The sequence below is a fragment of the Saccharopolyspora sp. ID03-671 genome (genome assembly GCF_045278815.1).
Taxonomy (GTDB): Bacteria; Actinomycetota; Actinomycetes; order Mycobacteriales; family Pseudonocardiaceae; genus Saccharopolyspora; species Saccharopolyspora ipomoeae.
The window spans coordinates 553663-572393 of record NZ_CP134054.1 but is presented as its reverse complement, the minus strand read 5'-3'; the positions used below and the strand labels follow the sequence as shown (position 1 = coordinate 572393).

Sequence of the window (18731 nt, the reverse complement as noted above, 5' to 3'; positions counted from 1 at the left end):
CAGGACTTCTATGCTGGGTCGCATGGCGAAGTACTTCGACGTGCATCCGGACAACCCGCAGCCGCGCTCGATCGGGCAGGTGGTGGACATCCTCCGGGAGGACGGACTGATCGCCTACCCCACGGACTCCTGCTTCGCGCTGGGCGCTCAGCTGGGCAACAAGGACGGCATGGACCGGATCCGCGCGATCCGGCACCTCGACGACCGGCACCACTTCACGCTGGTGTGCCAGAACTTCGCGCAGCTCGGCCAGTTCGTCATCATCAACAACGCCGTGTTCCGCGCGATCAAGGCCTCCACACCGGGCAGCTACACCTTCATCCTGCCCGCCACCAAGGAGGTTCCACGTCGGCTGCTGCACCCCAAGAAGAAGACGGTCGGCGTCCGCATCCCCGACCACGTGGCCGCGCAAGCGCTGCTGGCGGAGCTGGGGGAGCCGATGCTGTCGAGCACCCTGCTGCTGCCCGGCGAGGAGGAGCCGATGACGCAGGGCTGGCAGATCAAGGACGAGTTGGACCACCAGCTCGACGCGGTCATCGACTCCGGCGACTGCGGCGTCGAACCCACCACGGTCATCGACTTCTCCACCGACGAGCCGGAGATCGTGCGCGTCGGCGCCGGCGACCCGTCCCGCTTCGAGTGATCAGGCGCTGAAGCGCTCGGCCGCCGGAAGCCGGATTCCCCTGGCCTCCAGGCGCGGCAGCACCTCGGCGACGAAGTCCTCCAGTTCGCCGAGGTAGTCCAGGAACGCCAGCGACATCCCCGACAGGCCCGCCTTCGCGTAGCGCTCGATCTCGTCGGCCACCTCCTGCGGGGTGCCGATGAGCGGGCAGGTCCCGTGCCCCGCGGCGAAGCGGGTGCGCAGGGTGTCCATGATGTCGTTGGCGAAGGACCGGGCGTACATGCCCTGCAACCGCATCAGCTCGTCGACGGCCTCCCGGTCGGCGTTCTCCTCGGCGTAGTGCCGCAGGAACTCCTCGGCCTCGGCCCGCGTCCGGCGGCACACCACGAACGCGGGCGCCATCACCCCGACGTCGCGGCCGCAGCGGGTGCGGGCGTCGGCGCGCAGCTCGGCGACGACCTGGGCGCCGTGGTCCGGGTCGCTCAGCGCGGTGAACACGAAGTCGGCGTTGCGCGCGGCGAACGCGCGGCCCTGCGGGCTGGACCCGGCGTTGAGCAGCGGCAGCGCTCCGTTGATCGGCTTGGGGGCGGCCTCGACGCCCCTGAGGTCGAAGAACCGTCCGGGCAGGTCGAACCGCCCCTCGCGGGTCCACAGCGCGTGCACGTGGTCCCACCACTCCTGGGCCAGCGCGTACCGGTCGTCGTGGGACTCGGGCAGCTCCAGTCCCATCGCCCGGTACTCGGGCTCGTTCCACCCCGCGACGACGTTGAGCCCGGCCCTGCCCTGCCCGACGTGGTCCAGGGTGGCCAGCTGCTTGGCGCTGACGACCGGGTGGTTGAAGGCGGTGTGGACGGTGGCGAAAACGGTGATCCGGCGGGTCGCGGCGAGCAGCCCGGCGGCCCAGGGGACCGGTTCGAGGACGCTCTCGTGGAACCCGGAGGTGCCGGGGTAGCCGATGAAGCGGGCGATGGGCAGCAGGAAGTCGAGCCCGGCCTCGTCGGCCAGCCGCGCGAGCGCGAGGTTGTCGGCCCAGCTCGCGCCCCACCGGTCGGCGACGGTGGTGATCGCGAGTCCGCCGGAGCAGTTGGGTGAGAACAGGCCGAGCTTGAAGTCCGGACTGGTGAGCAGCGTGCTGGACATCCGTCCCTCCTCATTCGGTTGTGAATCGATTTCAGCTTGAAGCGGAGGGTGGAGACAAGATCGGGTTCATCACGGAACGAGGTCGGATCGGAAGAACGGGAACGGCGGAAAAATGTGACGCCGGTCACGGCACGCTCGGGTGATAGTGGGAGACGTGTCCACGAGGGACCGTGTAGTGTTCGTGGCGGTCGTATTTTTCTGGGGTCGTGTTCGCGCACACTCGCAGGATGGTGATGCGGGCGTGCTGCTTTCTGGTTGTAGCTGGACAAGTCGCCGTTCGTTCAGCGGCCCAGGTCGTCACGCAGTGTGACGGTCTGATGTAGTACCGGCTCCCAGAAGGAGAGAGCAAGCATGGCACAGGGAACCGTGAAGTGGTTCAACTCGGAAAAGGGCTTCGGCTTCATCGCCCCGGACGACGGTGGCCCGGACGTGTTCGTCCACTACTCGGCCATTGACGCCCGCGGCTTCCGCAGCCTCGACGAGGACCAGAAGGTGACCTACGAGGTCAGCCAGGGCCCGAAGGGCCCGCAGGCGGCCGACGTCCGCGTCATCTGAGCACGGCGTCTCGCGTAATACCGGGACGGGCTTCCGCTTGAGGTAGGCCGTCCACTTCACAGAGCCGGTCACACGGCCCGCAGACAAGAGACCCCGCATTCACCACGAATGCGGGGTCTCTTGCGGTTCACCCGGCCCGATGCGGCGCGGCTAGTCGGTGATCGGGACGCGGCGCAGCCGCGCGGCCACGTGCGGGGTCATCGGCTCGCCCACCATCGCCCGGCTCTCGGCGCAGTCCAGGACGTCGCGGTCGAGGGAGTAGCGGCGCTGCGCGGCCCGGACCTGCTTGGCCGTGGCGGTGCCCAGCACCGTCTCGGTCTCCAGCCGCCAGGTCCCGGCCTCGGCCGAGCCGTAGAACACCTCCAGCAGGCCGGTGGCGTGGGTGAGCAGCAGTTCGAGGCGTCCCTCGGTGCCGGGTCGCCAGAATCCCGTCTCCCAGGCCGCCGGGCGCAGCACCCGGCCCTCGCTGTCGAGCAGCCACGCCCGCGCCTGGTGGCGCAGGAACGGGCGGCCGTCGTGGGAGATCGTCAGCTGCTGCCCGAAGCGGAACGGGCCGTCGATGGTGGGGTAGTCGACCTCTCCCTCGCCGTGCCAGACGCCGACCAGCTCGCGCAGCGGCGCGCAGGTCTCGTGCAGCGGCGGTCCGTCGGTCAGGTCGGTGGTGTCGGCCGGGATGGGCTGGCGGAACTGCTCGGGAAGGTTCACTGGGCCGAGCCTAGGAGCGGGCGCGCGAGGCGGCGTCGGCGGCACGCGGGCGTACCGGCATCTCGGAAATCCACAGTGGACTCGAAGGGCGCGTCCTTGTCGCGGGCGGCACGGCTGTGCTTGTGTGCTGGTGTGTACCGGATCTACTGCTTCCAGAGGCTCTCCGTGACCGTCGAGGGCGTCGACTTCCTCGACCCCGCCAAGGCGGGGGAGGCGGACGTGCGCGAACGCGGAGTGCGCCTGGAGCTGCGCAGGCTGACCGAATCGGCCGAGGCCGGTTCCGTCTACGCCTCCCGGGCGGCCTGGCTCAGCCGCGGCGTCTGCCGCTTCGACCTGCTGGAATCGCGTCCGCACGCGGCCGACCGGATGCACTGGCACCCGGAGATGTCCGACGGTGAACCCGGCGACCGCGTCTTCGACCCCGACCTCTCGGCCGATCCGATCGGCTGGCTGGTCCGCGTCCTGGGCGATGTGACCCCGCTGCTGCGCCGAGCCGGTCTCGACCCCGACGAGCACGCGGCCGACGTCGCAGCGATCGCCGACTGCGCCGGGGAGGTCACCGAGGCCGCGGGCAGGCTGCTCGCCGAAGCGCGCAAGCCGTGGCCCGAGGTCCGCCGCGACCACCGCGGCCTCGCCGAGGTCAACCTCTGATGACCGCTCCGCGGTCGCTCTGAACGCGCCTCCGCCGCGTTCATCGTCAACCCCCGGAAACCCGGCGGAACCGGTACGAATCGCGAGCGCGTTTCGCGATGCTTCCCGAGCGGGTGACTTCACCGAAGCGGTGGGGCGGCGTCCGCATCGGGGCGCGAACTTCGGGTGGGTGGCGGTCTGACCGCAACCCCGGACCTCGCGCGCGCGGCGAGCTCACGTGGGCCCCGGAGCCCGTTCTCCAACGGGCTCCAGCTACTCCGTTCGCGGGTCCGCGACATGACGCACCGTGATTGCGGACCTGCGAGGGGTGGCGTGGTCGGCCGATTTACGCCCGGTTATCGTTTGTGCAACGACGCTGCCACCCGGCGGGCTCACCATATTTTCCCATCGAGCAGTCATGAGCCGGGTCCAGAGGATCTGCGTCGCCGAGAAAGAGGAAACCTCCCATGGTGCGTGCTGTCGGAACGTTGGCCGTTGTCGGTGCCGGAGTCGTCGGTTTCTGGGTCGGGTATCTGTTCGACGCCCGTCGCAACCCGATGGCCGCGGACCTCGAACCCGCCCTCGCAGCCTGATCGTCCGCGCGAAAGCCCTGCGCAGCCGCGCGAACAGCACCCACCCGGCATCCCCGGCGGTGCCCGTTCGCGGCTTCTGCCGCTGCCAGCCGTCGCCGTCGCGTCACCACCGTTTAAGCTCTGCGAGGAGCAGACCTGCGAGGTGAGGTGGCGAGCGCGTGAGTCAGCGTTCGACGTGGTTCACGCGTCGTGACCCGGCGCGCAGACGTGCGCGCGTGGTGGCCGCGGTGCTCGGCCTCCTGTCGGCCGTGCTCGCGGTCCTGGTGCCGTTGCTGCCGGTCGACCACGAGATCACCACGCTGAAGTGGCCGACGGCCCAAGGCACCCGCTCGGTGTCCGCTCCGCTGCTCAGCCACGAACCCCTCTGGCTCAACGCGACCGTTCCCTGCGCCTCGGCCCGCAGCCTCGACGACCGGGTCAACGGCGCCGCCTCGCTGCTGGCCACCAACGCGCCCTCGGGCAGCTACGGCGGCCTGACCGGGATGAACCTGCAGGTCGACAACGGTCAGGTGAGCCTGTTCTCGCGCGGCCACCAGCTCGGCGCCGCCCCGCTGCCCGCCGGGGACTGCGCCATCACGATCAGCTCCGACGCGGGCCAGACCCGCGCCGACGTCGCCGGGATCCCGCTGGGGACGGTCGGCGGCGACCAGCGACCGCAGCTCACCGGCATCTACTCGCAGCTCGACGACCACCGCGACGACGTGCGCGGCCTGGACTTCCAGGCCGGCGTCGACACCCGGTTCGACACCACGCGCACGCCGCTGAAGACCGCGGCGATGGTCGTCGCCGTGCTGAGCTTCCTCGGTGCGCTGCTCGCGCTGCGCAAGCTGGAGCTTCGCGCGCCCGTGCGATGGCTCCCGGTGGGCTGGTGGCGGCTGAGCGCGCGCGACGTCGTGGTGTTCGGCGCGCTGGGCGTGTGGTGGCTGATCGGCGCGATGACCGCCGACGACGGCTACATCCTCACGATGCTGCGCGCCGCCCCCGACGCCGGCTACGTCACCAACTACTTCCGCTGGTTCGGCAACCCCGAATCGCCCTTCGGCTGGTTCTACGAGATCTACGCGCTGTGGGTGCAGATCTCCGCCGCCACCCCGTGGGTCCGGCTGCCCGCGCTGTTCCTCGGCGTCGTGAGCTGGCTGCTGCTGAGCAGGGGAGTGCTGCCGCGGCTCGGCCAGCAGGTCCGGCGCAGCGAATCGGCGGGCTGGGCCGCGGCCGCGGTGTTCCTGGCGTTCTGGCTGCCCTACAACAACGGTCTGCGGCCCGAACCGGTCGTCGTGGTGTTCTTCCTGCTGTCGCTGTGCGCGGTGGAGCGGGCGGTGGCCACCGAGCGGCTGACCCCGGCGGCCCTGGGCCTGGTCGCCGCGGCCCTCGGCCTGGGCGCCAACCCGCACGGCATGGTGGCTGCGCTGCCGTTCCTGGTGGCCGCCAAGCCGCTGCTGCGGGTGCTGTGGCGGCGGATGCGCGAGATCGGCCCGCTGCCGGTGCTGGCGCCGATCGCGGCGGCCGGTCTGGTGATCCTCGTCGGGGTCTTCTTCGACCAGACCCTGCAGTCGGTGCTCGACTCGGTGGACCTCAAGACCGAGTTCGGCCCCAACGACGCCTGGTACGAGGAGCTCGGCCGCTACGAGAAGCTCTTCGACAAGTGGCCCGACGGGTCGCTGACCAGGCGCTTCCCGGTGCTGCTGCTGGTGCTGTGCATCGCCGCCAGCGGAGTGGTGTTCCTGCGGCGCGGCAAGATCCGCGGCGCCGCGCTGGGGCCCAGCCGCCGGATGCTGGGCATCGCGGTGCTGTGCTTCGTCGTGCTGGCCGCCACCCCGACCAAGCACACCCACCACTTCGGCGTGTTCGCCGCGATCGGAGCCGTGCTGGCCGCGCTCACCGCCCTGGCCACCAGCGCCGCCGTGCTGCGCTCGCGCCGCAACCGCGCCGGGTTCTTCGCCGGGCTGATGGTGGTGTGCGCGCTGTCGGTGACCGGCACCAACTCGTGGTGGTACGTCTCGGGCTGGGGCGTGCCGTGGTTCGACAAGGCCCCGAGCCTCGACGGGCGCCACGCCAGCACCGCGTTCCTGGCGCTGGGCTTCCTCGCGCTGGTCGTGGGCTTCATCGAGCACGTGCGCCACGACGAACCACCCGTGATCACCCCGACGGCGCGCAAGCGGGTGCTGAGCCTGGGCGCCGCGCCGCTGACCATCACCTGCGCGCTGTGCCTGATCGTCGAGATCGGGCTGTTCGCCGTGGGCATGGACAAGCAGCGGGACAGCTACAGCCTGGGCCTGGACAACGCCAAGCAGATCGCCGGGCGCAGCTGCGGCCTGTCGGACTACATCAACGTCGAGGCCGATCCCCGCCGCGGCGTGCTCGCGCCGTCGGCGGAGCAGCCGCGCGTGCCCAGCGACACCGCGCAGCCGGCGGACTACCTGCGTGCCGAGCAGCAGGGCTTCCACCGCTTCGGCTATCCCGGCAGCACCCAGTACACCCCGCCGTGGGGTTACGGCGGTGACGACGCCCCGATCTGGGGAACCTTCGACACCGACGCCACCGGCACCGGCGAGATCCGCACCGCCTGGTTCGACGTGCCGCCGCAGGCCGCGGCCGGAACCTCGCCTGTGGTGCTGCAGTTCGCGGGCTCGTCGACCGGGACGAACGCGCTGCGCGTGGAGTGGGGTCGCGACGTTCCCGGCGGTTTCGAGATCACCGGGCACCGCGACCTGGGGCTCGACCACGGCGGGTGGCAGGACGTCCGGTTCGACGTGCCCGGCGCGAGCAAGGTGCGGGTCGTGGCCGCCGACCGCCGCGCGGACGCCGCCGGGTGGCTGGCCTTCAGCGCTCCCCGCGTGCCCGAGATGACGTCGATGACGAAGCTGATCGGCGACCAGCCGACGTTCGTCGAGTGGCCCGCCGCGCTGGTGCACCCGTGCCTGCAGCCGGCCAAGATCCACGACGGGGTCTTCGAGATGCCCCGGTTCCGGGTCGCGGGCGGCGGCATCATGCGCGACATGGGCCAGAGCTGGTCGGCACCGGCCGGCGGGGGACCGTTCGGCTGGCTCAACGTCGGCGCCAGCGTCCGGCGGCTGCCCGCCTACCTGCAGGGAGCGCCGAACCGGGACTGGGGCGCGATCTACGTGATCGACCCCTACAACCCCGACACCGTCGGAGCCGAGGCCGCGCTGCAGGTGCGGCACGAGACCCACTGGGGCGACTGGAGCCCTGGGCCGCTGACCGAGGCCGTGACGCTGCCCGGCGGGGTGCCGACCTCCGACGGGCGCACCGACCTGCGGCCGGTGGAACCGGCCATCACCGGCGACGAGAGCTGACCTCCCGGAACGCGGGAAGCGGGCGTCGCGGTGTGAGAGTCGCCATTCGGACACCCCGGGTCCGCGTGTGATCGATTAGGGTGGCTAACGGGTGGGGCGCCCGGGCGATGCGGCCGCGATGTGCGCCGAAAACCGCGTTGAGAGAACCGCAACGGCTCGCGCGCGTTTCCACAGTGGACAGCGCGCCGGGGGTGGAGGCGTCGTGTCGGGTGTGATCCAGGGCTTCGGCGTCATCGGCGCCATCGTTCTGGTCGGGTACGTGCTGGGCCGCAGCGAGGTCCTGGGGGACAGCGGACGCGACGTCCTGGCGAAGATCTCCTTCTACGTCGGCACCCCCGCGCTGCTGCTGACGATGCTGGCCGACTCCGACGTCCGCGTGTTGTTCTCGGCTCCGCTGCTGGTCACCGCGCTGAGCACGTTCGCGGCGGCGGCGCTGTTCGTGCTGATCGCGCTGTGGCGGCGGTGGAACATCCGGCGCACCACCATCGGCGCGCTGTGCTCCAGCTACGTCAACGCCGGCAACCTGGGCATCCCGGTCGCGGTCTACGTGCTCGGCGACGCGAGCCTGGTCGCGCCGGTGATGCTGTTCCAGCTGCTCGTGATGACGCCGATCGGGCTCACGGTGATCGACTTCGCGCAGTCCGGTGAGAAGGACTCGACGTGGACGCGGCTGCTGGCCCCCTTCAAGAACCCCATCGTGATCTGCTCGCTGCTCGGCGTCGGCCTGTCCCTGCTGGGCTGGCGCATCCCGGGGCCGGTCGCCGAGCCGCTGACGCTGCTCGGACACCTGTCGGTGCCGACGGTGCTGCTGGCCTTCGGCATCTCGCTGCGCGGGTCGCAGCTGCCCGCCGGGGGAGCGGAGCGCTGGCCGGTGCTGGTGTCGGTCGGGCTGAAGTCCTTCGCGCACCCGGTCATCGCCTGGGCGATCGGGGCGGGCCTGTTCGGCATGAGCGGTGCTGCGCTGTTCGCCGTGGTGGTGATCTCGGCGCTGCCCGCGGCGCAGAACCTGTTCGTCTACGCCTCGCGGTACAACGTCGGCGTCCGCCTCGCCCGCGAGTCGATCCTGCTCTCGACGATCCTGTCGGTCCCCGTCCTCGTCACCGTCACCGCGCTGCTCGGCTGAGGGTGGTTCTTCCGCGAATCACCCATGATCAATGTCTGAAATATCCGGGTAATTCGAGGAAGAAACGCCCCCTGGTGACGCAGAGCGCCGCCGGAGCTGCGACGCGATACGGAGCTGGGCCGGGGTGGTGTCGTAGCGGCGTTTGAACGTGCGGGTGAAGTGGGACGGGGAGACGAAGCCGCAGTCCCGGGCGATCTCGGCGATCGAGCAGCGGGCGGTGCGGGACGACTCCAGGAGCTCGCGGGCGAGTTCGAGGCGCCGGTCGAGGATGTGCCGGGCGACGCTGAGCCCCGCGCGGTTGAACACCCGGCAGAGCTGGCGTTCGCTGATGCCGATGCGGTCGGCGACGCGGGCCGCCGAGAGGTTCGGGTCGCGCAGGTGCAGCTCGATGACCGCCTTCGCGGTGTCGAGATGAGTGCTCGCGCCTCCGGTGAGCAGAGCGGCGAGCAGGCCGAGGGCCTGCTGCTCGGTGCGGCTGCCGTCGGTCGGCTCGTCGATGGCCGCGCGCATCAACCGGGTCAGCGCGCGCACCGTGTCGGCGGCGGCGCCGTCGGCGAGGTCGAAGAACTCCGGCTGTGCGAGCGTCGATCCGGTGAGCTCCTGCAGCGCGCCGTGCGGGATCTTGAGCACGAACTCCTTCAGCCCGTGCGAGAACCCGCGCGCGAACGGCCGGTCCGCGTCGCACAGCACCGCCTGGCCCGGGCGCAGGACGCGGGTGCCGCCGGTGCTGTAGAAGAACGCCTCCCCGGCCGTGGCGATGTAGAGCACCGCCGAACCGGTGGGCCGGTCGCTGATCTCGCGCGCGCCGCGCTCGACGAGGTGCGGGCTCCCGCTGACGTGCGCGACGTGCAGTCGCGGCAGCGGCAGGTTGCGCTCGGTCGCCGACAGCGGCGCGTCGTCGATGGTCTTGCACGACAACCCCACCAGCGCGCGAGCGTTGTGCCGCTCCCACAGCGCCACCCGCTGCTCGGCGGGCAGGCCGACGGTGGAGAACACGCGCGCGGCAGTGACCCGAGCCATAATCCCGGCACTCTAGCAGGGGGTGACGCCCCCGAAGATCACAACCGGTGGGGCGCGGGCCGGTTGCCGGTGACCACGCCGACCACCACGCACCGCCCGCCGTGCCGGGCCAGCCACACCCGCTCGTCGACGCGCGGCGACCCGCGCGGATGCGGAGTCAGGTCCAGCACCAGCAGCTGCCCGAACGCGGCGTTGGCCCCGGCGTACTCGGCGGCCTGCGGCAGGTGCGCGGCTTCGAGGTGCTCCCGCGAGGCGTCCCGCAGCTCCCGCTTGACCTCGGTGACGTAGCGCAGCGCGCCGAACGAGACCGCCACGTCCGCGCGACCTCGCGCCACGTCGCCCGATTCGACCGCCACCAGACCGCCGAGCTGCCCGGTCGCCAGCCACTGGTGGTAGTCGCGCTGCAGCGCCGACTCGCGAGGACGCCGCTCGCCGTCGCGCAGCGCACGCCGGTAGTCCTCGCCGCGGCCCCACGCGGCGGTGGTGAGATCGGCGCGGCTGAGCAGGAACCGCAGCGTCTGCTCCAGCAGCAGGCCGAACGTCGCCCGCACCCGCCCGGTGAACCCCGGGGATTCCGCGAGCCCCGCGAGAAGCCGCTCCAGCAGCGGGTCCAGCACCGGGTGCGCGGTGCGGGACCGCGCGACCTCACCGCTGTGCACCACCCCGTCGAGCAGCCGCAGGTCGTCGTCGCTGAGCGCGCCGGTGAGCCCGGCCGCGTCCCGCTCGCCGAGCACCCGCACCAGCGCTGGCGCCATCCGGTGCGCCCGAGACGCCGCCCGCTCGTCCACCTCGTGCCCCGCTCGCGGCTGGTCGGGACGCCGGTCGGCGCCCGCCGACTCGATGCGGTCCAGCAGCAGTCGCGCGGTGCGCGGGGGAAGCGGCGGGTTCTCGGCCGCCGAAGCCTCCACGACGGTGCGCCGCAACGCCGCCAACCGGCTCCGACCGCGCACGATCGCGTTCTCGATCGTCGGCTCCACGACCGCCGCCAGACCCGGCGCCGCCTGCGCGCCCGGGAGCGGCTGCAGCGTCCGCACCTGCGCGTAGGCCTCCAGCACCGCGCCGAGCGCCTCCCAGACGTCCATCCAGATCGTCTCCGCCAACCGCTCCGACGCCGTGCGCAGCAGCAGGACCAGGCGCAGCCACGCCGGTTCCGCCGCCTGCCGGGGGCGCAACCAGGGCGGCTGGTGGGTGCCGCGCAACCAGGCCGAACGCTGATCCACCGCCGCCGTGAGCCGATCCGCCGCACCCGCCAGCCGCCCCCGGTCCTGGGCCGTGAAGGCCAGCACCGCGTCGCAGGCGGCTCCGTGCGCGCGGGCGTCGTGGCGCGCCTGCTCGGCGGCGTCGACGGTGGCGAACCGGGACCGCGCCTCGCTCAACGCCTCCAGCACCGCGGGCATCTCCGTCGCGGTCAGCGCGACGCGCAGCTCGTCGCAGGCCAGCTCGAACGCCGCGTCGACCGAGGCCGCCTCCTCGTGCCGCAGCCGGTCCAGAGCCGCGCGCAGCGGCGCGGTGATCGCGGGCTCGCCCGCCCACCGGTCCATCGCCGCGCCCACCAGCCGCGGCAGCGCCTCGGTGAACTCCTCCGGAGCGCCCGGCGGCAGGTCCGCGAGCCTGCCCAGCACCGCGAACGGCGCTACGGCGTCGGCGATGGCCAACCGCACCGCGCCCGCCAACCGGCTCGCCGCGATCAGCGGATGCCGCTGCACCACCGGCTCGAGGTCGCGCAGCAGCGCGTCGTGCAACCGCGCGCCGTGCACCTGCAGCACCGTCGGCGCGGCGAGCAGCTCGTCGACGCTCGCCGCCAGCGCCAGGAGGCTGCGCTGGTCCGGCAGTCCCTCGATGAACTCCGCGACCTCCTCCCGGCCGGCGGCGTCCTGACGGGCGGCCAGCGCCGCCGCCAGGACCGGGGCCTGCGGCCCGGCCGCCACCTCCCGCGCGGTCACGGCGGGCCGAGCGGGGATCCGGTCGGGTTGTCGCCGTTGCGCGGCCGGGGCGGCTCGGCGAGCTCGGCGACCAGTTCGGCCACCGCGACCTCCGCGCGGCGCAGGCCCGCCAGCGCAGCGGCCTCCGCCGCCTCGCTGGCGGCCAGCCGCAACCGCGCGTCGATCTCCGGCGCGTCGGACTCCCGCGCGGCCGCCGACACATCGCTGGTGCACACCGCGCACCGGTGCTGCTCGCGCTCCGCCCGCCGCCGCTGCTCGGAGATCGGCGCGTCGCAGCGCGGGCAGGAATGCGGCTCCAGACCGTGGAACAGCACCCGCGCCACCCCGTTCTCCCGGGTGTCGTTGAGCGCCCGCTCGTCGGCCTGGCGTCGCTGCCGGGCCGCGCGGTGGGCCTGCTCCGAGCGCTCCCAGTCGCGCTCGGCGTCGCCGATCCGCCGCCGCAGCGGCGCCGACGGCGAGTTGCCGCCCGAGACCAGCAGGTGGGCGACGGTCTCGGCCGCCATGCCGGTGATCGCCGAGATCCTGTCGTGCAGCAGCGAGGTTCCCGCGCTCATCTTCGACACCCCCTACGCCGCGCGCAGTTCCGCGCGCAGCCGGGCGAGCCGCTCGCGGACCCGCTCGGCGATCGTGCCGATCGGGCTTCCCCGGCGCGTCCCCGCGTACTCGGCCTGCAGGTACTGGCGGTCCCGCAGCTCGTTGCCGCCGCGCCCGTCGGCCAGGTCCAGCACCAGCCGGACCCGGTCGACGTAGTAGCGGAAAGCCGGTGCCCGGGCGATGATCGTGCGCGCGACCCGCCTGCCCCGCCCCAGCAGGTAGTAGTCGTGCCGCCGGGTGTGGCCCACCCGGCCCCGGCGCCTGCGCACGATCAGGCCCGCGCTGCGCAGCACCGCCAGCGCGTCGTCGAGCGGTTCGTAGGCGCCGAAGTGGTGGCGCAGCATCGGGTAGCGGCGGACCTCGGGTTCTTCGGAATCGAGGATGCTCCCCGCCAGCTCCAGGAGTCGTCCCTCCGCGGTCCGCTCGTACTCGTTGAGCAGTTCGTCGGCGAGGAAATCGGGGCTGCGAAGCCAGAAGTCCAGCTTCTGCAGGCGGGTCTGCCCGGTCACCACGCCGACCGCGTCGGCCAGCTCCGGGTCCGGGATGGGGAAGGGCAGGGGTTCGGCGGCTCCGTCGATCAGCAGCAGCAATCGCACCGCGTCCTGCTCCCGGCTCGTCGCGGGTGAGTCGGACCGTTCGTCCGGCTGGGTACTGAGAACGTTGCGCACGTTCAACGAGCGTGCGGTCCGGTGGGGTGGTGCAGCTGTACTGCGAGCCACGAGGAGGTGTCGATCGCGGAACCAGTCGGTGCCGCGGCCCCGCGACGTGCGAGAACGCCACCTGTTCGGCGCAATCCGCAGCGGTCCGGCATCCGATCGGCGCAACGCCAACGGGTTTCGGCCGCGACCCGTGCGTGCACGCTATCGGCGGCCGATGACCGGCGCAAGCGGTTCCCGGCAAGCCGGGCTCGGCGGGATGGCCGGACGCCTCAGTTCACGCAGGGGATCCCCGCCGCGCTGATCGGCGCCTGCTCGGGCGTGTCCGAGCTCTGCTGCCGCGCCGTGCCGTCCAGGGCCAGCGCGCCGCCGGGGGAGAAGCGCGGTCCCGACGGGCCGTCGTAGTCCGAGCCGACGAGCACCTGCACCCGTCCCGACGACAGCGACGAGTCGGACTCGGTCGGCATGCCGCCCAGCAGCGAGGCGACCTCCTGCGCGGCCGACTCGCCGCCCGGGCCGTAGCGCACCACCGACGAGTTGCGCTTGCTGGTGTTGCCGACGGTGCCGACCTTGACGCCCTGACCGGAGAGCCGGTCCTGCACCTTGGAGGCCAGTCCGGAGGTGCGGGTGCCGTTGAGCACGTCGACCCGGGTGGACGCACCCTCCTCCGACGGCGAGGCCGAGGTGGTCTGCGGCTGCGGAGCCGGCGAACCGGGTGCGCCCGGCGGCAGCGTCGCCGCGCGCACCGCGGCCTTGACGGCGCGCGGGTCGACCTTGAGGGCCTCGCCGTCGGGCGTGTCGTAGGCGGCGTCCTCGATCGGGATCGTGTCGAACTTGATCGCGCCGCCGGCCAGGCCGCGCAGCCGCTCGGCGAACGACAGGACGTCGGTGTCCTCGCCTAGGTCGAGAACCACCGAGTCCTGCACCGAGCTGATCAGCTCGCGCAGCTTGTTCGGGTTGGCCAGCACCCCGCCGGACAGGGCGGTGCTCGCCAGCCCGGCCAGGAACGCCTGCTGCCGCACGACGCGGTCGAGGTCGCCGCGCGGCAGGCCGTGGCGCTGCCGCACGAACGCCAGCGCGTCGGGTCCCTTGATGGTCTGCTGGCCCGCCTTGAAGTCCGCGCCCGAGTAGCTGTCGCTGGTCGCGGAGTTCAGGCACACCGGCACGCCGCCGACGGCCTCGGTGATCTGGGCGAAGCCGAGCAGGTTGACCTCGGCGTAGTGGTCGATGGACGAGCCGGTGAGGTTCTCCACAGTGCGCAGCAGCAGCTTGCGGCCCGCGTCGTTGCCCGCCCGGTCCAGCGCGGCCGGGTCGTTGACGCCGCGCTTCTGCTGCGAGGCGATCTCGGCCTCCTTGCCGCGACCGTACGCGGAGTTGATCTTGTGCTGGCCCTGACCCGGGATCGACACGTAGGAGTCGCGGGGGAAGGAGAAGCCGACCGCGCTCGACCCGTCGTTGGGGATGTGCAGCATGATGATCGTGTCGGTCAGCGACGCGTCGTTGGACCCGGCGTGCAGTTCCCGCAGCACGTTCTCCGGCAGCGGGTTCCCGTGCGCGTCGGTGCGGCTGTCCATGCCGACCAGCAGGATGTCGACCGCGCCGTCGGCGCCGCCGCCCTCGGCGACGTCGCTGGTGGCCAGACCGTTGAGCAGGTGCCGGTAGTTGCTCCAGCCGTAGCCGGTGACCAGCAGGATCACCAGCGACATGACGGTGGCGAGCACCTTCGGCCCGATCGGCTTGCGCTGCCGGCGCTGCGGAACCGGTCGGGCCGGCGGCCGCCCCCTCGGGCGCCGAGGTGGGACCGGGTTCCTGTCGCGTGGCGTTGGCAAGGTTCCTCCGTCGGGTGCGCCCCGTGATCGGCGCTCGGACGACGCTTCCAGGATTACATCCTGAAACCGCTACTCGGGCCTGTTCTGATCACTCTTTGGCGGGGGATTTGACCACGGACGGTGATCTTCGCCGGTCAGTCCTCGGGTGTTCCGAGACCCGGCGCGTCCGGCAGGTCGCCCTGCCGGACGCGGTAGACCTGCAACGTCATGTCGTAGTACTTGGCGGTCTCACCGACCCACTCCATGCCGATGCGCTGCGCGGTGGCGATCGCGCGGGTGTTGTCCGGCCTGGCCAGGGCGAAGATCTCGTCGATGTCGAAGGTGAACGCCCAGTGCAGCAGGGCGATCGCGGCCTCGGTGGCGTAGCCGTGACCCCACTCGGCCGGGCGCAGCTGCCAGGTCAGCTCCAGGTCGTGGTCGTGCGGCGGGAGCGTCCGCAGCACCAGGCCGCCCACGACCTGCGCGTCCTCCCGCCGCTGCATCGCGAAGCGGCCGGTCGGCGGCACGAGGTTGGGCTGCGACTCGGTCCAGGAGTGCACCACGGCGCGCATCGCGGCCAGGTCGGCGACGCTGGAGATCACCGGCGTCAGCCACTCGGTGACCTCGGGGCGGCCGTAGAGGTCCAGAGCCGCCTGCACGTCGGCGTCCTCGGTGGTCCAGTCGCGGACCACGAGCCGGTCGGTGGAGATGGGGAGTTGCATCGCCTGCCCTCGCCTTCCGCGAACCAGCCGGATCGGGTGCTGTAGGGGGAGAAGCTTCGACGGAATTCTATCCGCCCAGGCCACGCGGCTAACACTAGTCAGAAATACCTATTGCTTCAGTGCGGATCGAAATCAATGCCGCTGAAGCGCAGGAGGACCCGGCCAGGACGTGCGAGGTCCAGGCCGGGTCGGGTTCAGTGGACGGGCGGCAGCTTCGGCAGGCGACCGGTGTCGTCGAACTCCCACGGGCGGGCCTCGCCGAGGGCCGTCATGTCCGGGTGCTCGGCGACCTCCTGGGCGTACGCCTCGGAGACCTCCACGCGCGGCATCGACAGCGTGTTTCGGATGCGCACCACCTTCGGCGGCCGCGGCCGGGGCCCCTGGGTGAGGGCCACGGCGGCGGTGATCGCGTCGCGGTCGGAGGCCAGCGCCATCGGGATCCGCGCTCCGTCGGGAACGCCCGAGGTCAGCGAGTTGGTGTAGAACGAGCCGAACTCGATCTGGTCCACGCAGCCCTGGGTGGTGAAGTCGGCCAGCCCGAGTCCGCACGCGTTGCCGTTGGTGTGCTCGGTCAGCCCCAGCACCACGATCCGCTTCACCGGTGTCGCGCGGAACTTGTCGGCGTTGACCGGGGCCCGGCCGGTGATGTTGGGGTCCATGCCCGCGCCGCTGATGTCCTTGCCGATCTCGTCGACGACCAGCACGTCGATGTCGGACATGAGCAGCTTCGGCATCAGCGACTTCGCCTCGGCCAGCAGCTCGGCCTCGCGCTCCAGCAGCCCCTCGGTGGGCACCAGTTCGAGCCGGGCGAGGTCCTCGTAGGCGTTCTCCACCACGGCCAGGGCGAACTCGAACGGCAGCACCGCCAGGGCCGCCGCCGCGGTCTCGGGGATCAGGGTGTCGAACTTCTCGAAGCCGTGGCGGTGCAGCGTCGCCGCGCCCTCGTGCTTGCCCAGCCCGATGGCGATCATCTTCGCCAGACCGCTCTCGTGGGAGCCGCGGAAGTCGGTGTGCGGCTTGACCCGGCCGAGCACCACGATGCTGTCGGCCTGGGCGGCCTCGGCGTCGCAGTGCACCGGTGTGCCGTCGGGCAGCTCGGTGACCACGACGGTCTCCATCGAGGCGATCACCGGCGCGCCCACGGTCTCCTCGGTGACGCCGTACTCGGCGAGCACCTGGCGCTGCCCGTCGGCGGTGCCGCCGCCGTGGCTGCCCATCGCCGGGATGACGAACGGTTTCGCCCCGTGCTCGGCCAGGGCGCCGACGAGGGCGATGACGATCCGGTCCAGCTGCGCGATGCCGCGGCTGCCGACGGTCACCGCGATCCGCTTGCCGCCGAGCTGGTGGGTGCGGGCGTGCTCGGCGACCTGCGCGCGGATCGTCCCTTCGAGGTCCTCGACCGACGAGGCCGCGAAGCGCTGCTCGACGGGCAGCATCCGCGGCAGCGGCACGTCGGCACCGGCCAACCGAACTCTCTCAACGTTGAACATGCTTCTTCTCCGGGGCTGCGGACCAGGTGTTTCCCCCACCCTGGCAGGTCGAACGGCCGCGATCACCACCTGAGCGGCGTGGTTCTATGCTGGGGGAATGCTGCGGCCGGGGCCTCTTCGGTGGATCGCCTACCAGTACGGACGGCGGTTGCCCGATCAGTACCGGGACTGGGTGCTGCACGACGCGACCTGCCGGACGTGGGTGCTGCGCGTGCTGATCCGGGGATTGCTGCAGATCGCGCCGCTGGGTGTGCTGCTGTTCGTCGGCCTGGGGGTGCTGGGCGGGGCGTGGCCGATCGCGGCCGGGGCGCTGCTGCTGGGCGTGCTGGTGGTGGCCCGGATCGTGCTGACCAGCTCGGTCGACAGCGTCGACAGCCGGCTCGCGAAGTACGGCTTCCCGCCTGGTCACGGCTCCGCTGTGCGGCGGCAGCGGGACGCCGCGGCCGCCGAGCGGTACCGGGCGGTGTGGCGGCAGGACCCGCCTGAGAGCTGAGCCACCCGACGGCCGCCCGATTCACCAGCGGCTTTAGTATCGACAGGTGTCCGTTGAGCTGAGTCCCGCCGCGATCTTCCGGGCCGGAACGCGCCTGCGTCAGGTGGTCCGGCGCACGCCGCTGGAGACCAGCAGCCGCCTGAGCGCGGAGCTGGGCGTTCCGGTCCGTCTCAAGCGCGAGGACCAGCAGGTGTGCCGGTCCTACAAGGTGCGCGGTGCCTACAACCTGATCTCCGGTCTCGACGCCGAGCAGCGCGAGCGGGGAGTGGTGTGCGCCAGCGCGGGCAACCACGCGCAGGGGCTGGCGTTCGCCTGCCGCGAGCTGCGGATCAAGGGCCGGGTGTACCTGCCGGCCAACACGCCGCGCCAGAAGCGCAAGCGCATCGCGAGCATCGGTGGCGAGTGGGTCGAGCCGATCATCGCGGGGTCGTCGTTCGACGAGGCCAGCGCGGCGTCGAAGGCGGATTCGGAGAGCACCGGTGCGATCTACGTGCACCCGTTCGACGATCCGCGCACCATCGCCGGTCAGGGCACGGTGGGCCTGGAGATCGCCGAGCAGCACGACGGCCCGATCGACACGGTGATCGTGCCGGTGGGCGGCGGTGGGCTGCTGGCCGGGATCGTGCTGTGGCTCAAGGAGCACTTCCCGGAGATCCGCGTGGTGGGTGCCGAGCCTGCCGGTGCGGCGAGCATGCGCGCGGCCTTCGACGAGGGCGCGCCGGTGAAGCTGCCGGAGGTCGACACGTTCGTCGACGGTGCGGCGGTGGGCCGCGTGGGCGATCTGGGCTTCGAGGTGGCGCGGGAGCTGGTCGACGAGCTGGTGGCGGTGCCCGAGGGTGCGGTGTGCACCGAGATGATCGAGCTGTACCAGACCGAGGGGATCATCGCCGAGCCCGCGGGTGCGCTGGCGAGCGCGGCGTCGCGGATGCTGGAGCGGGCGCCGCGAGGTCCGGTGGTGTGCGTGGTCTCCGGTGGCAACAACGACCTGAGCCGCTACGGGGAGATCGTCGAGCGGTCCCTGCTGCACGAGGGTCTGCGGCACTACTTCCTGGTGACGTTCCCGCAGGAGCCGGGCGCGCTGCGGCACTTCCTGGACGACGTGCTGGTGGACGGCCAGGACATCGTGGCCTTCGAGTACGTCAAGAAGAACAACCGGGAGACCGGTCCGGCGCTGGTGGGCATCGAGCTCGACAACGCCGACGACCTCGACGACCTGCTGAGGCGGATGAAGGAGTCCCCGCTGCAGATCGAGCAGGTCTCGCCCGGTTCGCCGCTGTTCTCGTTCCTGGTCTAGCAACGGTCGTGGGAAGGCGGGCCCGGGAT

General features: G+C 71.9%; 17 protein-coding genes. 8 read left to right on the top strand and 9 right to left on the bottom strand.

Translation table 11 applies throughout. From position 1 onward, the window contains the following. Positions 1 to 22: 22 nt before the first annotated feature. Positions 23 to 643, top strand: a complete 621-nt coding sequence (locus tag REH65_RS02770; protein ID WP_281454510.1) for an L-threonylcarbamoyladenylate synthase — start codon at positions 23 to 25, stop codon at positions 641 to 643. Here REH65_RS02770 and REH65_RS02765 read toward each other — a convergent pair whose 3' ends face one another. Further along, entirely contained in the window at positions 644 to 1762 is a 1119-nt protein-coding gene (locus tag REH65_RS02765; protein WP_281454509.1) for an LLM class flavin-dependent oxidoreductase, read from the bottom strand. 351 nt (positions 1763 to 2113) lie between these two features. Between REH65_RS02765 and REH65_RS02760 the strand changes: the two genes are divergently transcribed. After that, positions 2114 to 2317 (top strand): cold-shock protein, encoded by a 204-nt coding sequence (locus REH65_RS02760; RefSeq protein WP_093418446.1) that lies wholly within the window; start codon positions 2114 to 2116, stop codon positions 2315 to 2317. Positions 2318 to 2467: 150 nt separating this feature from the next. Here REH65_RS02760 and REH65_RS02755 read toward each other — a convergent pair whose 3' ends face one another. Then, positions 2468 to 3022, bottom strand: coding sequence for an FABP family protein (locus REH65_RS02755; protein ID WP_406691117.1), 555 nt, complete (start codon positions 3020 to 3022; stop codon positions 2468 to 2470). 132 nt (positions 3023 to 3154) lie between these two features. Between REH65_RS02755 and REH65_RS02750 the strand changes: the two genes are divergently transcribed. From REH65_RS02750 to REH65_RS02735, 4 genes are all read left to right on the top strand, one after another. Next, the gene (locus REH65_RS02750) at positions 3155 to 3673 is read left to right on the top strand and encodes a hypothetical protein (protein ID WP_406691116.1); all 519 of its coding nucleotides are present in this window, start codon (positions 3155 to 3157) and stop codon (positions 3671 to 3673) included. 446 nt (positions 3674 to 4119) lie between these two features. Continuing rightward, positions 4120 to 4245: a hypothetical protein gene (locus tag REH65_RS02745; RefSeq protein ID WP_281248777.1), complete on the top strand. Its 126-nt coding sequence runs from the start codon at positions 4120 to 4122 to the stop codon at positions 4243 to 4245. Positions 4246 to 4403: 158 nt separating this feature from the next. Then, on the top strand, positions 4404 to 7559 hold the full coding sequence (locus REH65_RS02740; protein WP_406691115.1) for an arabinosyltransferase domain-containing protein: 3156 nt from the start codon (positions 4404 to 4406) through the stop codon (positions 7557 to 7559). Between the two features lie 202 nt (positions 7560 to 7761). Then, the gene (locus tag REH65_RS02735; RefSeq protein WP_281454505.1) at positions 7762 to 8682 is read left to right on the top strand and encodes an AEC family transporter; all 921 of its coding nucleotides are present in this window, start codon (positions 7762 to 7764) and stop codon (positions 8680 to 8682) included. A gap of 18 nt (positions 8683 to 8700) precedes the next feature. On the opposite strand, the gene REH65_RS02730 is transcribed toward REH65_RS02735, so the two are convergent. The 7 genes from REH65_RS02730 to REH65_RS02700 all read right to left on the bottom strand — a co-directional run bounded on the left by REH65_RS02730 (position 8701) and on the right by REH65_RS02700 (position 16915). Then, a complete protein-coding gene (locus REH65_RS02730) occupies positions 8701 to 9702 on the bottom strand; it encodes a helix-turn-helix domain-containing protein (RefSeq protein ID WP_406691114.1) in 1002 nt (333 codons plus the stop codon). Positions 9703 to 9740: 38 nt separating this feature from the next. Beyond that, positions 9741 to 11645 (bottom strand): hypothetical protein, encoded by a 1905-nt coding sequence (locus REH65_RS02725; RefSeq protein ID WP_406691113.1) that lies wholly within the window; start codon positions 11643 to 11645, stop codon positions 9741 to 9743. Then, on the bottom strand, positions 11642 to 12199 hold the full coding sequence (locus REH65_RS02720; protein ID WP_406691112.1) for a hypothetical protein: 558 nt from the start codon (positions 12197 to 12199) through the stop codon (positions 11642 to 11644). Before REH65_RS02720 ends, REH65_RS02725 begins: the two co-directional genes overlap by 4 nt. Before the next feature lie 12 nt (positions 12200 to 12211). Beyond that, positions 12212 to 12907, bottom strand: a complete 696-nt coding sequence (locus REH65_RS02715; RefSeq protein WP_406691111.1) for a hypothetical protein — start codon at positions 12905 to 12907, stop codon at positions 12212 to 12214. A 260-nt stretch (positions 12908 to 13167) separates the two neighbouring features. Continuing rightward, positions 13168 to 14601, bottom strand: coding sequence for an LCP family protein (locus REH65_RS02710; protein WP_406691110.1), 1434 nt, complete (start codon positions 14599 to 14601; stop codon positions 13168 to 13170). 257 nt (positions 14602 to 14858) lie between these two features. After that, the gene (locus tag REH65_RS02705) at positions 14859 to 15425 is read right to left on the bottom strand and encodes a GNAT family N-acetyltransferase (protein WP_281454499.1); all 567 of its coding nucleotides are present in this window, start codon (positions 15423 to 15425) and stop codon (positions 14859 to 14861) included. A gap of 194 nt (positions 15426 to 15619) precedes the next feature. Then, positions 15620 to 16915, bottom strand: coding sequence for a lactate racemase domain-containing protein (locus REH65_RS02700; RefSeq protein ID WP_406691109.1), 1296 nt, complete (start codon positions 16913 to 16915; stop codon positions 15620 to 15622). A gap of 97 nt (positions 16916 to 17012) precedes the next feature. Here REH65_RS02700 and REH65_RS02695 point away from each other — a divergent pair, with 97 nt between their 5' ends. Beyond that, positions 17013 to 17408 carry a DUF5313 family protein gene (locus REH65_RS02695; protein ID WP_406691108.1) on the top strand — a complete coding sequence of 132 codons (396 nt, stop codon included), beginning with the start codon at positions 17013 to 17015 and terminating at the stop codon, positions 17406 to 17408. Between the two features lie 46 nt (positions 17409 to 17454). Beyond that, positions 17455 to 18702 carry a threonine ammonia-lyase IlvA gene (gene ilvA / locus REH65_RS02690; RefSeq protein WP_406691107.1) on the top strand — a complete coding sequence of 416 codons (1248 nt, stop codon included), beginning with the start codon at positions 17455 to 17457 and terminating at the stop codon, positions 18700 to 18702. Positions 18703 to 18731 lie beyond the last annotated feature (29 nt).